Source organism: Paenibacillus sp. GCM10027628 (assembly GCF_042676385.1).
In the GTDB taxonomy this organism is placed as follows: domain Bacteria; phylum Bacillota; class Bacilli; order Paenibacillales; family NBRC-103111; genus Paenibacillus_E.
In genome coordinates, this window is the sequence record NZ_JBHTHA010000011.1 from 55,911 (window position 1) to 70,519 (window position 14,609).

Consider the following 14,609-nt stretch of genomic DNA (forward strand, 5'->3'; position numbering starts at 1 on the left):
AATCAAAAGCAGGTGAATGCAAAATGAACGCTTATTGCTTAGCAACGTATCGGTGTTTCGATGAAAAAGCCGATTTTCATAAAAAAGCGACCGGTATCGCTGTTGGTCTAACCGTTGGCAGCTGGACGGAACTTCCGGAAGCCCAGAAAGCGCAGATGGAGAAACATTTGGGCAAGGTCATTTCCGTTGACGTTCATGAGCCGGCAAGTGGGCAGTCCCAATCCGAACGTTATGCAGACATTCAAATCGCTTATCCGGACGTAAACTTTAGCCGTGACATCCCAGCTTTGCTGGTGACGGTGTTCGGCAAGCTATCCATGGACGGCAAAATCAAACTGATAGATTTGTCCTTCTCTTCAGATTTTCTTGCCGGTTTCGGCGGCCCTAAATTCGGAATGCAGGGTGTTCGCGATTTATTAGGCGTGCATGACCGCCCGCTCCTCATGAGCATTTTCAAATCCGTTGTCGGGTATGAGCTGCCTGCCCTGCGCGAGCAATTTTATATGCAAGCCGCCGGTGGCGTGGATCTGATTAAAGACGATGAGATTCTGTTTGAAAATCCATTAACGCCTTTAGAGAAGCGCATAGAAGTTTGCCTTGATGCAGCAGCGCAAGCTTCCAAGGAAACGGGACAGAAACTGCTCTATGCGGTTAATTTGACCGGCCCGACGTTCAAGCTAGCCGAGCAAGCCAAGAAAGCCATCCGTGCCGGAGCTAACGCCTTGCTCTTTAACGTACTTGCTTACGGCTTCGATGTGCTGCATGAATTAAGTTCGGATCCGGAGATCAACATCCCGATCATGGCGCATCCTGCCATGGCTGGAGTCACGTATCCGTCACCGCACTATGGCATTTCCGCTTCTGTGCTGCTGGGTAAATTAATGCGCCTCGCAGGAGCAGATTTGGTGCTCTTCCCCTCCCCTTACGGCTCTGTTGTAATGCCGAGAGAAGAGAACTTAGCCATTAAGCATGTACTTCTGACCAATGAATTACATAAAGATTATGCATACGGTGCATCAACTGAAACTAAGTTAAAGTTGGCCGCAAGCTTTCCTGTCCCTTCTGCAGGCATTCATCCCGGTCTGGTTCCGCTCATCCTGCGCGACTTCGGCGGAGACGTCGTCGTGAATGCAGGCGGAGGCATCCATGGACACCCGCTCGGCACGATCGCCGGCGGACGAGCATTCCGGCAAGCGATAGATGCAACGTTGTTAGAAATTTCATTGAAAGAGTACGCCCAGACACATCCAGAGCTACAAGCAGCTATTGATACTTGGGGGATAAAAGAATGAACAAGGAACGAATTATTTTCTGCGATTTCGACGGTACCATTACGGTGAACGATAACATTGTGGCGATCATGAAGCATTTCAACCCGCCTGGATGGGAAACGCTTGTCGGGCAGCTTGTTGACAAAAAGATTTCGATTCGTGAAGGTGTAGGGGCGATGTTCGCCCTTCTTCCCACTTCCCGCAAGCAGGAAATCGTTGATTATGCCATTCATAATGCTACGATTCGCGATGGTTTCCGTGAGTTCGTCGATTACTGCAAAGAGCAGAACATCACGCTGTTAATTACGAGCGGTGGCATTGATTTCTTCATTTACCCGCTGCTTCGGCCATTTCCGATTCCTTCAGAGAATATTTATTGCAATGCCAGCTCGTTCGATGGCAGCACGATTGAAATTCTTTGTCCAAACCGCTGTGATGAGCATTGCAGCACGGACTGCGGCATGTGCAAAACAAGCATCATCCGCTCTTATGATCCGCAGCGTTATGAGCGCATTATTATCGGCGACAGCATCACTGATTTTGAAGGTGCGAAGCTGGTGGATACGATTTTCGCGAGATCTCATCTCATTGATATGTGCCAACAACTAGGGTATCCGTATCACCCTTTTGAAACCTTTTTTGATATTATGAAGCAATTGGAGGCTGAACCGGTAGCATGACGATATTACTGGAAGAGAAACAGCGCGCTTTCGCTGAGTTAAGAGAAATTAAAGCTAATTTAGCTGCCAGAGGCTGGTTCCCCGCTACTAGCGGCAACCTCTCCGTTCGCGTCGGCGGCTTTGAACCTGAAGCCTTTACTTTCGCTATCACTTCAAGCGGCCGAGACAAATCGGTGCAAACCCCGGAGGACTTCTTGCTTGTTAACGAGCAAGGTAAGCCAACGGAAGCGACAAGCTTGAAACCGTCCGCCGAGACGTTGATCCACAGCGAAATCTACAGGTTAACCGGTGCGGGCGCCATTTTCCATGTACACACGATTTTTAACAACCTGGTCTCTGAGCTTTATTGGGAACGCAAAAGCATTCCTGTCGACGGTGTTGAATTGATTAAAGCATTCAACATCTGGGATGAAGAAGCACAGATTGAAATTCCGATTTTGCCAAACTATGCGGAAATCCCTCGTATTGCCGAGCTTGTGGAAGGCGCAATTGTGCCCCGCATTCCGGGAATCGTGCTGCGCAAACACGGTATCTACGCTTGGGGCGCCAATGCGTTCGAGGCCAAACGTCACTTGGAAGCTTTTGAGTTCCTTTTTGAGTATGTGTACCGTTCCCATTTGCTTCAAAAGGGTATATAACCCGAATTTATCAAAGCCGGATCTTTCTCCCTACGGTGAGAAGGATCTGGCTTTTTTCTCATAGAATGTGCAGGATCTGGTCAAGCTAAGACTGGATACTATTCATTCTAGGAAAAGGAATCAACTACATGCTCTTAGTCATTTATGGAAGTCTAAGTCTTGTCTTGTTATCCATGTATGTATATACGAAAAAAAACATGAACTTAGTTGAGATTCTGCTTTATTGGTTATGGACCTCTGTTCTTGGCGAAGATTATATGAGCATCATATATTATAACCTTAAGCTGATTCGGCCTTATAGTAAGCTGGAGGTATTTTGGAATACGATGTGCTTTCATCTGTTGTTGCATCCGATTGCTATGATCTGGTTTTTGCATTTTTATTTAGGCTGTACCAGAAGATGGACACAAATGCTGTTGATCGTGTTCATGGTGCTATTTTTGTCAAGCTTACAACTCTTACGCGAGCGATTTGGTGAAATCGATCTTTCAAGTTGGAATATGTGGTGGTCCCTCATTCTTTGGTTCCTCTTCATTGTGGCGACACTAGCCGTTATGAAAGGCTTCCGCTGGATTAAAAGAAGGGAGAAACTCCCCGTATGATTTTGTTTCTACCGGTTCATTTTGACGCAAATGAAGGATTAGTCACAGTTGCCAGTATGGTATTGCTCTTGCTCTTTTTCGTCCTCCCCAAGCGAACTCCCATGCCGGTCGCGCTCCTCATCATGGTTTTCAACTCCTATCTGGGACGCGCAACAGATAATATTCTGGCCGCTCCTTTCCCGTTCGACTTGTATGACAGTATGGATACGCCGCTCTACGATTTATTTGATTTTATCGTCTACTCGATTCCTTACTCGCTGTACGGATACTTTTACGTATATTTCTATGACAAATTCAGACTGCCAGGGGCGTACCAGGTCATCCATATCTTGATATGGGCTGCTGCATCAGTCCTTTTTGAAGCGGTTGCCCTTCGGCTGTCTGTTTTTCAATATAAGGGCTGGCATCTAGGTTATTCATTCCCCATATATCTCCTGACGTTCAGCCTCAACTCTCTGTTATTTCATGTGGCTATGAAGCATAATGCACTTTGGAAGCTAAAAAAGTCCCCCAAAAGTGAACCTTAACCTTCGAAGCATATTCCTTCCGCATTGAGCTTTGCTCATTCGGCGTCTAAACTCACCATTCATGGCGGTCAAACATCTCCGAGTTGCTTCGATAAGAGTTTAGACATTACTTTTGGGGGAGCCCCCGTTTATTCACAGAAATGTGCTTCGCATAATTTCCCTTCAAAGTGAAAAAACGTCCCAAGCTCCGAATTACTGAAACTTAGGACGTTCTTTTAGTTTTATCTTATCTGGATTGCCTGTAACGCTGTGAATATTCTTTCGCTTGCTCCACTGTCGCTACTCGATTCCGGCTCCACTCCAGCAAAATGCGATCGATATAGCGGAAATAGACTTTACCGGCGAATACGGCTTCCTTGAGAGCCGTCAGGATGAGCTCCTCCCGATACATATCTTTGTCCAGCCAGCCACTGATCGTTTCAAGTTCCATCGGCGTCAATGGCCGTGCAAACTCTTTTTCAAACGTGGTGAAAATATCTTTGGCAGCCGCATCTGCATGGATGGGGGGACGAGCGGAGGTAAGAACCGCCATTTCCTGCTCAATGACATGCTGCACCAGTTTTTGAAACAGAGGGTTCAAATTATAACGTTCCGATCGTATCCCCGTGGAAACCTCAGTGTCTTCATCAATGGTCATAAATTGTTCATGGAGCAGCTTCTGCAGACTCGCGATCACTTGATCCGGGCTCGCCGACATGCGCGATTGGATTTGCTCAATGGTCGGAAAATCATTCTTTTCTTTTTCCCAAAAAGCAATCAAGTGGATCAGTGTCATGACCTCGATCTCGTTCAGCTTCAATGCACGGTAATGCTTCAAGAGAAGTGTCGGTAAGGCAACGCTCCCCTCGCGAACCCCGATTAAAAGGGCGGCTTCCAGCTGTTTGCGCTGTGTATCCTGTCTACTCATCCGTTTCTGTCTCCCCCTTTTACCAGTGGTAGATAAATCTGTTTACGGGTACAGACGATAAAGCAGACGAGGGAAAGGAATCGTTTCGCGAACATGATCCAGACCGCAAATCCAGGCTACCGTACGCTCAAGTCCCAGACCAAAACCGGAGTGCGGTACAGTGCCGTACTTCCGCAAATCTAAGTACCATTGATACGCCTCTTTTGAAAGCTCATGCTCCTGGAAGCGTTGTTCCATCAACTCGGGATCATCGATCCGTTGGCTACCGCCGATAATTTCTCCATAACCTTCAGGTGCGATCATATCTGCGCAAAGGACAACTTCGGGACGGCTAGGGTCCGGCTTCATGTAGAAAGCTTTGATCTCCGTAGGCCAGTGTGTAATAAAGACCGGCGTCTCATACTGTGAGGCAATCGCAGTCTCATGCGGCGCTCCGAAGTCCTCGCCCCATTCGAATTCATGTCCGTTTGCTTTTAAGTACTTCACGGCATCATCGTATGTAATGCGCGGGAAGCTTCCCTGGATTTTCTCCAGTTTGGACGTATCTCGCTCTAAAGTTTCCAGCTCTGCACGGCAGTTCGCTAGCACCGTTTGCACGATATGAGATACAAACTGTTCTTGAATTTCCAGGTTTTCTTCGTGATTCACGAACGCCATTTCCGGCTCAATCATCCAGAACTCGATGAGATGGCGGCGCGTTTTGGATTTTTCCGCTCGGAATGTAGGACCGAATGAATATACTTTACCAAGCGCCATCGCAGCAGCTTCCATGTACAACTGTCCACTTTGGGTTAGGAACGCATCTTCATCAAAATATTTGGTATGGAACAAATTCGTCGTCCCCTCACAAGAGGATGGCGTCAAGATCGGCGGATCCACCAGATGAAAGCCGCGCTCATTGAAAAATTGCTGCACCGCTTGAATAATTTGTGCGCGAATGACGAGAACGGCGCGCTGACGCGGGCTGCGGATCCATAGATGACGGTTATCCATCAAGAAATCGACGCCATGCTCTTTAGGCGTGATCGGATACTCCTCCGTGATCTGAATAATTTCAATGCCTTGAACATCCAGCTCATAGCCGCCCTTGCTGCGCGTATCCTCTTTAACTAAACCGGTTACATAAAGAGAGCTTTCTTGCGTTAGCTTGGAAGCAGCTACCCATGCTTCTTCACTGACATCGCTTTTCACCACGACGCCTTGTATATATCCGGAGCCATCTCTCAGCTGCAAAAATTGAATTTTTCCGCTGGAACGCTTCTTATTAAGCCAACATCCAATCGTCACCGATTCGCCAACGTGATGCTTAACTTCTCCAATCGTACACTTCATCTTACCTTCATGCCTCCTGTAAATACCGGAACATCCGGTTTTTGAACATCTTCTCTATTGTACACTATTTCCACAAAAGAATCAGTTCGTCTTCACTTGCACCAGCGCATACGTATCGCGTGCAATCATCCATTCTTCGTTCGTGGGGATAACCAGCACCTCCACCTTGGAGCCCGGCTTTGAAATACGCCGGTCTAGCCCCCTGCCCGTGCGGTTAGCATCGTCATCGAACTCCACGCCAAGAAACGTCAGCCTTTCGCAGACGGTTTTGCGCAGCAGCTCGGAATTCTCTCCGACACCCGCCGTGAATACGATCGCGTCGATGCCGTTCATTGCCGCGGCATAAGCTCCGATGTATTTGCGCAGCCGATACTCATACATGTCAAAAGCCAGCTTGGCGTTCTTATCGCCGGCTTCAAGCGCTTCCACGATCTCCCGCATATCGCTGCTGATACCGGAGATCGCTTGCAATCCGCTGTGCTTGTTCAGCATGGAGCTGATCTCGCCCAACGTCAGGTCCTCCTTGCCCATCGCAAAGGGCACGATGGCCGGATCCAGATCGCCGCTGCGCGTGCCCATCATCAGCCCTTCGAGCGGGGTCATCCCCATGCTCGTATCGACCGACTTGCCGCCCAGAACAGCGGCGCAGCTGGCCCCGTTACCGATATGGCAGGTAACGAGCTTGAGCTGCTCCAGCGGGCGGCCCAGAAAAGCCGCGGCACGCTCGCTGACGTACTTGTGCGAGGTGCCGTGGAACCCGTAGCGGCGCACTTTGTGCTTCCGGTACAGGGCCATCGGTACCGGGTAGAGGTAAGCCGGCGCCGGCATTGACTGATGGAAGGCGGTGTCGAACACGACAGCCTGCGGCGTGTCCGGCATGTTGGCCTCCACCGCCGCGATGCCCAGCATATGCGCCGGGTTGTGCAGCGGCGCGAGGTCGAAGAGCCGCTTAATCTCGCGCAGCACGTCCTCGTTGACGAGGACGGAGCTCTTGAACGACTCGCCGCCGTGCACGACACGGTGGCCGACGGCATCGATCTCCGCGGTGGAGGCAAGCACGCCATGCTGAGGATGGACGAGCACGGCCAGTACTTTGCGGATCGCAGTCGTATGCTCTAGAATTTCACTAACTTCATGTACCTCGGCCTTCCCAGTTGGTTCATGAGTCAGCATCGCCGTTTCCATACCTATGCGCTCCACTTTCCCTTTCGCTAGGACGGTCTCTTCCTTCATGTTGAAAAGCTGATACTTTAGCGAGGAACTTCCCGCATTGATTACCAAGATATTCATATACGGTCACCATCCTTGTCATAACGGAAGAAGCCTTCGCCTGTCTTGACACCCAGATGCCCGGCGCGGACCATTTGCTTCAAAAGAAAAGATGGACGGTATTTAATGTCACCATACTCGCGGAACATGCCTTCCAGCGCCGCCTGCACGGAATCCAATCCAAAGCGGTCACACATCTCAAGCGGTCCATATCGGAAATCATAACCGATTCGCATAGCATGATCGATATCCTCGGCAGAAGCGACACCTTCCGAGAGCGTGTGCAGTGCTTCGTTGATCAACGTGCAAATAAGCCTCGTCGTAATGAAACCAGGCGATTCATTCACTTTAATGCTTTTCTTTTGAATCATCTCATCGACAAATTTCCGCGTTCGCTCAAACGTGTCATCCGTCGTTTTCATCGCCCGGATTATTTCAACCAGATCGATCTTGGCGACGGGATGCAGGAAATGCAGGCCGATAATTCGTCCCGGATTCGTCGTTACAGCGGCAATTTCCGTTATGCTTAATGTCGACGTGTTGCTTGCCAGAATGGTCGGCGGCGGACAGATTTGATTCAGCTGGAAAAACACATGCTTCTTCGCATTCAAGTCCTCCGTAATCGTTTCAATGACCATATGGCAGGACGCCAGGTCTTCTAGAGAATCGGTTATTTTTATTTTAGCCAAAATCAGCTTTTTCTCCACTTCCGTTAACGCCCATCGTTCAATCTGTTTATCTAGACTGATCGTGATCATCTCCAGGGCGTGGTTTGCTTTTTCCATTGTTTTCTCCGCTAACAATACCTCAAGACTGCGAGCGGCCAACATTTCAGCAATCCCCTGCCCCATCGTTCCCCCGCCTACTACGCCAATGGTTTTGAATGTCATAGTCGTCGTTTCTCCTTCTCCTGCTGCATCCGTTATTATCTATGTGCTTTAACATTTTTCATTCTAATCATACAAGTTTTGTACATGAATTTCATTAGTATACACGAAACATTCATGATCATTTCGCAGCCTTGACACAATTTAGGCTCGGCTCGATCCGGGCATATGAGATAAATCTTACCTGCGGCTAGTTCCTTATCTAAAGCTGTACGTTTGGGAACGAACTTTTCTATGCCAATCCTCCATCTTCTCTTCTGCAAAGATGAAAAATATCGTTGGAGACACGACCGCAACATCCCCAGATGTCAGTAACGATGATAAATATCTTTTCTGCTACGCTCAGCGTACAAAGCTTTCTTTTTTCTCGCTGGAAGCATTCAAAACATCGTTAGAGACATGAATTCATTTCCCATCGCCACCTGTAACGATGAAAAACACCTCTTCAATTGCGCACTTGCTGTTTGTCGTTGTGCCCTTTGCTATGCGGCAAAAAACCGCTGACCCATGGTCAGCGGCTTGCTCATGCACTCTCTGCAATATGCGAGTCGATCAGTTTGCGGAACGTTTCGCCCGAGAGTACTTCTTCTTTCATCAATATATCAAAGGAATGGTCGAATACGGTACGCTGCCGCTCCAAAAGCTCTTTGGTACGAAGCATAAGAGCATCCAATATCGCTGCATTTTCTTTCATCAGCTGTTCCTTCGTAACCATTTCGCGGTCCATGATGCCTAACGATGTTAAACCTGAATCCATCATGTTGCGGACCATCGATAACGCTTGTTCAAAGTCGTTGCGGGAGCCCGTACTGCGTCCGCCATAATAAATTTCTTCGGCTGCGGCTCCTCCTAAAGCGATCATAATTTGTTGCTCGATGTAATCTTTCGTGTACAAATAATGATCTTGAGGCGGATTGTGCCGCACATAGCCCAGCGCTTTGCCGCGCGGACTAACGGTAACTTGCTGTACGGACCCAGGACGAACGATCTCAGCAACAATCGCATGGCCCAGTTCGTGATAAGCGACACGTTCTTTTTCATCTAAAGCTGCCTCTTTATCCGTACGCTCACCCATCATGACTTTATCGATCGCAGAAGCCAGATGATGCTGTTCAATCTCAGCTTTTTCTTCACGAAGCGCATAAATGGCGCCTTCATTCAATACACTCTCCAATTGAGCGCCGGAGAATCCAAAGGTTTGCTCGGCAATAGCTTCCAGCGATACGCCTTCAGCTAATGGTTTATTCTTCACATGAATATCAAGAATCGACAAACGCCCTTTTTTATCTGGCAAATCCACATCGATATGCCGGTCAAAACGTCCGGGACGTAAAAGAGCACTGTCCAGCATCTCCTTACGGTTCGTAGCAGCCATGATAAGAATGCGCGGCGCATCATTCGTATGAATGCCGTCCATCTCTGTCAGGAGCTGATTTAGTGTTTGATCGTACTCGCGATGCTGACCGCCGTCACGCTTACCTCCGATGACATCGATCTCATCGATAAAGATAATCGCGCTTTCCTTCCCTTCTTTCGCTGCACGGGCTCTCGCTTCTTTAAAAAGGTCGCGGACCCGGCTTGCACCGACCCCAACATACATTTCTACGAACTCACTGCCGGATGCCGCCATATAAACGGAATTCGTATAATGAGCCGCCGCTTTCGCCATCAGCGTTTTACCTGTTCCCGGAGGACCGGTAAGCAGAATCCCTTTTAAAGGTCGAATGCCCAGCTTCTGAATTTGATCATGCTTGATTAAAAAGTCCAGTGCTTCCATCAACTCGCGCTTTGCACGGTCTTGTCCGCCGATTTCATCAAATGTCAAATAAGATGGCGTCCTATTTTTACTCTTACGATCGCCGCCTCCAGCTGAAATGCCTACACCGCCGCGGCTGCGAATCATGAAAAATAAAGAAACACCCAATACAGCAACAAACAAAATTGGAACGATATTAACCCCTACAAAAGCCAAGAAGATAAGCAAAACCGGCACAAAACCGATCCCAATCTCTTTATATAATTTACTCATTCGGCCACACTCCTATCTGCGAAGGTGTTCGCGGGAGCATTACGAATTTGGTGGATTCACCATCTGTCAATCGAATATACACATAGGTGTTATCCATTTCACTATCTACTTTCATATTCGGGACATTTGCCGCATATTTCTGCAAGGTCGTTGGAATATCCGCATAATGCTTCGTTTCCATCGCTTGAGCGACTTCAAATAAGGCTTTTGACCACCATGCATCCAGTTTCGGAGACGATTGGCCTGTCACATCAACATGTAAAGTTCGGTTCCCGATAATGGAAGCTCCTTTAGTTTGGATATTGTTCATAATATCACGCAAACTCGCATCAGACTTGAGACTTAGTCCAATGTTGACTTGGCTGCTGTCCAACTTCATCGTAGAACTGACAACGCCAGGCGATTTATTGATTATATCGGATAATGGATTCTCCATCGCAAAACTTGTATAGGCAAACCAACCACCGAATAAAACTGCGGAAGAAATAATCACACTTAAGACGACAGGTAAGAGACGTAGCTTCATCAGACAACGTCCCCCTTTCTATGATCTATTTTGTTAAATCGTCGTTCTTGCTATACGAGAAGTATATCACGCGATATATACAATAGCTCTATGAAATGAGTGGAAACCCCAAATCAAACAAAAACTCAGCCTAGTGCAGGCTGAGTCGATATGTATCCATATAGGTTCCATCTTTGAATTTATAATAATCATAAAAATAACGCGTACCCGAGTCGTCCTGCTTCTTATAGAAGACCTCCCAGACATATTCATCACCAAGCTTGCCTGGCAAAATACGCATGATTTGCAAGTCAGCTCCCTTTTTAAGCATGGTCTCGCGCACTTGCGCTTCGGTGAACCCTTCCGAAACCATCTCTGTGTGAACATCCTTATCGGAAACCCACACCAGAACCGGTTGACCGATTTTATCTTCGCCATAAACGACTTTAAATGCCTCGTCGCCATAAAACGACTCCACTTTCGTAGCCTTAGTTAAGATCGTCTTTTCATATGCGGTTTCCACAGCTTTACTATTCTCATCCCAATGCTCGTTCTGAACATATAAATAAAAGCGGCTGAGGACTACGCAAAGCGTCAGTAAGATGAACGCGCCGAGCGTCACCGTTCTTTTCCAATTCATTGGCGCCGCTCTCCTTCTTTCGATTAGCCAAGTAATTTATCAAATGATTGCTCAAATTCACGTTTAATTTTTTCTTCATCTAACGTTAGGCATTCGCCTTTACGTACAATCCAGTTGCCGTTAACGCATACGTCGACTACATCTTTGGCAGAAGCGGAATATACAACATGAGAGATAAAATCCGTCTTCGGCAGGAAATGCGGCTGATCGATATCCAGGGCGATGAAATCAGCTTTCATGCCAGGCAGTAATTGCCCCACGTCCTCCAGCCAAATCGATTCAGCTCCCATTCTTGTTCCCATTAACAAAGCTTCGGCAGCAGGCACAGCCAGAGGATCACTGGAAACGCCTTTATGAATGAGCGCGGCCAGTCTCATCTCTTCGAACATATCCAGATTGTTGTTAGATGCCGCGCCATCCGTTCCGAGAGAAACTTTAACTCCAGCACGGAGCAATTCCGGCACTCGCGCCACACCGCTGGCAAGTTTAAGATTGCTTCCCGGGTTATGCGAGATACGTACATCATATTGTCTTAATACATCGATTTCATCATCGGTTAAGTGGACGCCATGCGCGACTAGCGTCGGTCTTGAGAAAACGCCGATTTTCTCCAAATGAGCCACAGGTCGAAGCCCGTACTGATCTACGTTGGCCTGTACTTCACGGCTTGTTTCCGACATATGCGTATGAATCGGCAGGTTCAAATCATGAGCGACTTGAACAATACGTTCAATATAATCAGGCGGACATGTATAAGGTGCATGCGGGGACATCATCGTTGTAATTCGTCCGTCCGCTTTACCATGCCAGTTTGTCGCAAACTCCGTTGCTTCTTTCAGCTTTGCATCCTGAACTTCCCGAGGACACAAACCGATAACGCCTCTTGTTAAACATCCGCGCATCCCGGATTGCTCGATCGCCATAGCCACTTCATTCATGTGATCATACATATCAACGATGGTTGTCGTGCCGCCTTTAATCATTTCAAGAATGGACAGCAGCGTGCCCCATTTCACATCTTGGGAACTGAACTTCGCTTCCATCGGCCACATCTTTTCTTCCAGCCAAATTTGCAAAGCCAAATCGTCGCCATATCCCCTTAGCAATGACATTGCCGCATGGCCATGCGTGTTAACAAGCCCCGGCATATAAAGCTTGTTCGTTCCATCGATGGCTTCATCATAAAACTCTTTTGGTTCGGGAGCTTGCTCGCCTATGTATGTAATACGGTCGCCTTCGATGACCATGCAACCCTTAACCGTAGATTTAGTCTCATTGATGGAAATGAAAGTGCCGTTCGTAATTAATGTTTTTTTCATAGTAAAAATTCCTCTCTATGCTCATTCTAAAGACAAACATCGCTTTTTCAACTTTACAACTTCAAGCCTGTAAAATCAAGAAAGTAGAATATGTTGACGAATTGTAAAATGACACAGATTTCTCGTTGCTTTCAGTAGGAATATTATGATATTTTTAATCTCGTGAGTTTTTTCTACAAATGGGTCTGTTTAACTTATAGATTCGATGAGAAAAATTGTACATATAGTAAAATCTAGGAGGGTTTTATGACAACTTTATTCACCAAAAAAGGCGATATCGACTTTCTGCAGCTCCTTATCCGTTCTGCGGAGAACGCACTGCAAACCGCTCAAATGTTCCGCACGGCCATGATGGGTGATAAACCCCCTGTCGAATATGTCAAAGCCATTTATGATCTCGAACATCAAGGAGACTCTATAACCCACGAAATATTCAAAGGCTTGAACAAAGTATTCATTACGCCGTTAGATCGCGAAGATATTATGGAGCTAGCTTCCAAAGTGGACGATGTAACCGATGGGATTGAAGCTACGATTGCCCGTTTCGATTATCTGAATGTTTCACACACAGATTCTTTTATGAAAGAATTCTCGGCAGTTATCGTTGACTCCTGTCAACATATGCTGGATGCTTTTAAACTGCTGGCCAAAAAGAAATATATGCAAATTCCTGAGCATACGGTTGCCATTAATAGCCTTGAAAATGATGGAGACCGATTAATGCGTGAAGGTATTCGCCAAATATTCATCGCACGTAAAGATCCATACGAAGATTTCAAACTGAAAGAAATCTATGAACGTTTGGAAGAGACAACAGACGCATGCGAAGATGTAGCCAACATTTTAGATAGCGTAGTTCTTCGTTATTCCTAAGAACGGCTATTGCTTATGTTTACGAAGTCCGTTTTCCATCAGGAAAACTTTGCCAACGTTACGAAGATAGTTTTCCTTAAGGAAAACTCTTAGGAGGAAATCATGTTAACCTATCTGATCGTCATCGTGGCACTTGCGCTGCTGTTTGACTTCATCAACGGATTTCACGATACGGCCAATGCAATTGCTACATCCATATCAACAAGAGCTTTAAGTCCTAAAATAGCGGTCATCATGGCTGCAACACTAAACTTTGTCGGTGCAGTCGTATCGTCGGAAGTCGCCAAAACCGTTGGCGGCAGCGTCGCAAACCCTGCCAAAATCAATCATGGCGTAGAAATCGTTATTGCAGCTTTACTTGCTGCCATCATTTGGAATTTGTTAACCTGGTACTTTGGAATTCCATCCTCCTCCTCTCATACACTGCTTGGATCGCTTGCAGGCGCTGTTATTGCCGGAGCTGGGTTTCATGCCGTTAACTGGTCCGGTTTTACTCAAATTATCATTATCTTGATTTTGTCGCCGATTATTGCATTTGTTCTGGGTTATCTCATCATGGTGCTTATTAAATACATCATTTTATGGTCCGGCAATACATCAAGATCCAAACTAAATCGAATGTTCCGTACGCTTCAGATCTTGTCCGCAGGATTATTATCCTATTCTCACGGTGGTAACGATGCACAAAAAGCTATGGGTATTATCGTTTTTGGACTCGTGGCGGCCGGATACCAAACGGATTTGAACGTACCTATGTGGGTTAAGATTTCAGCAGCCCTGGCCATGGGCCTAGGAACTTCAATTGGCGGATGGCGAATTATTAAAACCATTTCCGGCAAAATTGTTAAGATCGAACCCATCAACGGTTTCGCGGCTGATCTGACCTCTTCTTTGGTCATTCAGTTCTCAACTCACATTGGCAAACCATTATCGACTACTCATGTTATCTCTTCAGCCATCATAGGAACAGGCAGTGTCATGCGTTTCCATGAAGTTCAATGGGCAACTGTAGGACGCATGGTGATTACCTGGGTGATAACGATTCCGATTAGTATCGCATTGGCATTCTCGATTTACTTTGTGCTCTTTAGATTGATTTTCTGATGGAAAGACTCATGAAAATGCTTAAA

15 protein-coding genes are annotated in these 14,609 nt (G+C 46.9%); 7 read left to right on the top strand and 8 right to left on the bottom strand.

The window, feature by feature from the left end:
- Positions 1-23 precede the first annotated feature (23 nt).
- The 5 genes from ACFQZT_RS11770 (at position 24) to ACFQZT_RS11790 (ending at position 3,718) form a co-directional block, all read left to right on the top strand.
- Entirely contained in the window at positions 24-1,292 is a 1,269-nt protein-coding gene (locus ACFQZT_RS11770; RefSeq protein ID WP_379299893.1) for a 2,3-diketo-5-methylthiopentyl-1-phosphate enolase, read from the top strand.
- A complete protein-coding gene (locus ACFQZT_RS11775) occupies positions 1,289-1,951 on the top strand; it encodes a 2-hydroxy-3-keto-5-methylthiopentenyl-1-phosphate phosphatase (protein WP_379299895.1) in 663 nt (220 codons plus the stop codon). Before ACFQZT_RS11770 ends, ACFQZT_RS11775 begins: the two co-directional genes overlap by 4 nt.
- Positions 1,948-2,589: a methylthioribulose 1-phosphate dehydratase gene (gene mtnB / locus ACFQZT_RS11780; RefSeq protein ID WP_379299897.1), complete on the top strand. Its 642-nt coding sequence runs from the start codon at positions 1,948-1,950 to the stop codon at positions 2,587-2,589. The genes ACFQZT_RS11775 and mtnB overlap by 4 nt, the downstream gene beginning before the upstream one ends.
- 128 nt (positions 2,590-2,717) lie before the next feature.
- Positions 2,718-3,191 (top strand): hypothetical protein, encoded by a 474-nt coding sequence (locus ACFQZT_RS11785; protein WP_379299899.1) that lies wholly within the window; start codon positions 2,718-2,720, stop codon positions 3,189-3,191.
- Positions 3,188-3,718 (top strand): hypothetical protein, encoded by a 531-nt coding sequence (locus ACFQZT_RS11790; protein WP_379299901.1) that lies wholly within the window; start codon positions 3,188-3,190, stop codon positions 3,716-3,718. Before ACFQZT_RS11785 ends, ACFQZT_RS11790 begins: the two co-directional genes overlap by 4 nt.
- 226 nt (positions 3,719-3,944) lie before the next feature.
- On the opposite strand, the gene ACFQZT_RS11795 is transcribed toward ACFQZT_RS11790, so the two are convergent.
- The 8 genes from ACFQZT_RS11795 to ACFQZT_RS11830 form a co-directional block, all read right to left on the bottom strand.
- Positions 3,945-4,625, bottom strand: coding sequence for a DnaD domain-containing protein (locus ACFQZT_RS11795; protein WP_379299903.1), 681 nt, complete (start codon positions 4,623-4,625; stop codon positions 3,945-3,947).
- Positions 4,626-4,667: 42 nt separating this feature from the next.
- Positions 4,668-5,957, bottom strand: coding sequence for an asparagine--tRNA ligase (gene asnS / locus ACFQZT_RS11800; protein ID WP_379299905.1), 1,290 nt, complete (start codon positions 5,955-5,957; stop codon positions 4,668-4,670).
- Positions 5,958-6,038: 81 nt separating this feature from the next.
- Complete coding sequence (locus ACFQZT_RS11805) at positions 6,039-7,247, bottom strand: acetate/propionate family kinase (RefSeq protein WP_379299907.1); 1,209 nt, start codon at positions 7,245-7,247, stop codon at positions 6,039-6,041.
- Positions 7,244-8,116: a 3-hydroxyacyl-CoA dehydrogenase family protein gene (locus tag ACFQZT_RS11810; RefSeq protein ID WP_379299909.1), complete on the bottom strand. Its 873-nt coding sequence runs from the start codon at positions 8,114-8,116 to the stop codon at positions 7,244-7,246. Before ACFQZT_RS11810 ends, ACFQZT_RS11805 begins: the two co-directional genes overlap by 4 nt.
- A 520-nt stretch (positions 8,117-8,636) precedes the next feature.
- Positions 8,637-10,142 carry an AAA family ATPase gene (locus tag ACFQZT_RS11815; RefSeq protein WP_379299911.1) on the bottom strand — a complete coding sequence of 502 codons (1,506 nt, stop codon included), beginning with the start codon at positions 10,140-10,142 and terminating at the stop codon, positions 8,637-8,639.
- Complete coding sequence (locus ACFQZT_RS11820; protein ID WP_379299913.1) at positions 10,135-10,668, bottom strand: hypothetical protein; 534 nt, start codon at positions 10,666-10,668, stop codon at positions 10,135-10,137. The genes ACFQZT_RS11815 and ACFQZT_RS11820 overlap by 8 nt, the downstream gene beginning before the upstream one ends.
- 130 nt (positions 10,669-10,798) lie before the next feature.
- On the bottom strand, positions 10,799-11,287 hold the full coding sequence (locus tag ACFQZT_RS11825; protein WP_379299916.1) for a cell wall elongation regulator TseB-like domain-containing protein: 489 nt from the start codon (positions 11,285-11,287) through the stop codon (positions 10,799-10,801).
- A gap of 23 nt (positions 11,288-11,310) precedes the next feature.
- Positions 11,311-12,606: an amidohydrolase gene (locus tag ACFQZT_RS11830; protein ID WP_379299918.1), complete on the bottom strand. Its 1,296-nt coding sequence runs from the start codon at positions 12,604-12,606 to the stop codon at positions 11,311-11,313.
- Between the two features lie 246 nt (positions 12,607-12,852).
- On the opposite strand from ACFQZT_RS11830, the gene ACFQZT_RS11835 reads away from it, so the two are divergent.
- Together ACFQZT_RS11835 and ACFQZT_RS11840 are read left to right on the top strand one after the other, a co-directional pair.
- Positions 12,853-13,479 carry a DUF47 domain-containing protein gene (locus ACFQZT_RS11835; RefSeq protein WP_379299920.1) on the top strand — a complete coding sequence of 209 codons (627 nt, stop codon included), beginning with the start codon at positions 12,853-12,855 and terminating at the stop codon, positions 13,477-13,479.
- Positions 13,480-13,581: 102 nt separating this feature from the next.
- Entirely contained in the window at positions 13,582-14,583 is a 1,002-nt protein-coding gene (locus ACFQZT_RS11840; protein WP_379299922.1) for an inorganic phosphate transporter, read from the top strand.
- The last annotated feature ends 26 nt before the right edge of the window (positions 14,584-14,609 follow it).

Bases quoted from the DNA above. Each gene is read 5' to 3' on its own strand.
- ACFQZT_RS11770 (WP_379299893.1), top strand. From the start codon at position 24: ATGAACGCTTATTGCTTAGCAACGTATCGGTGTTTCGATGAAAAAGCC.
- ACFQZT_RS11775 (WP_379299895.1), top strand. From the start codon at position 1,289: ATGAACAAGGAACGAATTATTTTCTGCGATTTCGACGGTACCATTACG.
- mtnB (WP_379299897.1), top strand. From the start codon at position 1,948: ATGACGATATTACTGGAAGAGAAACAGCGCGCTTTCGCTGAGTTAAGA.
- ACFQZT_RS11785 (WP_379299899.1), top strand. From the start codon at position 2,718: ATGCTCTTAGTCATTTATGGAAGTCTAAGTCTTGTCTTGTTATCCATG.
- ACFQZT_RS11790 (WP_379299901.1), top strand. From the start codon at position 3,188: ATGATTTTGTTTCTACCGGTTCATTTTGACGCAAATGAAGGATTAGTC.
- ACFQZT_RS11795 (WP_379299903.1), bottom strand. From the start codon at position 4,625: ATGAGTAGACAGGATACACAGCGCAAACAGCTGGAAGCCGCCCTTTTA.
- asnS (WP_379299905.1), bottom strand. From the start codon at position 5,957: ATGAAGTGTACGATTGGAGAAGTTAAGCATCACGTTGGCGAATCGGTG.
- ACFQZT_RS11805 (WP_379299907.1), bottom strand. From the start codon at position 7,247: ATGAATATCTTGGTAATCAATGCGGGAAGTTCCTCGCTAAAGTATCAG.
- ACFQZT_RS11810 (WP_379299909.1), bottom strand. From the start codon at position 8,116: ATGACATTCAAAACCATTGGCGTAGTAGGCGGGGGAACGATGGGGCAG.
- ACFQZT_RS11815 (WP_379299911.1), bottom strand. From the start codon at position 10,142: ATGAGTAAATTATATAAAGAGATTGGGATCGGTTTTGTGCCGGTTTTG.
- ACFQZT_RS11820 (WP_379299913.1), bottom strand. From the start codon at position 10,668: ATGAAGCTACGTCTCTTACCTGTCGTCTTAAGTGTGATTATTTCTTCC.
- ACFQZT_RS11825 (WP_379299916.1), bottom strand. From the start codon at position 11,287: ATGAATTGGAAAAGAACGGTGACGCTCGGCGCGTTCATCTTACTGACG.
- ACFQZT_RS11830 (WP_379299918.1), bottom strand. From the start codon at position 12,606: ATGAAAAAAACATTAATTACGAACGGCACTTTCATTTCCATCAATGAG.
- ACFQZT_RS11835 (WP_379299920.1), top strand. From the start codon at position 12,853: ATGACAACTTTATTCACCAAAAAAGGCGATATCGACTTTCTGCAGCTC.
- ACFQZT_RS11840 (WP_379299922.1), top strand. From the start codon at position 13,582: ATGTTAACCTATCTGATCGTCATCGTGGCACTTGCGCTGCTGTTTGAC.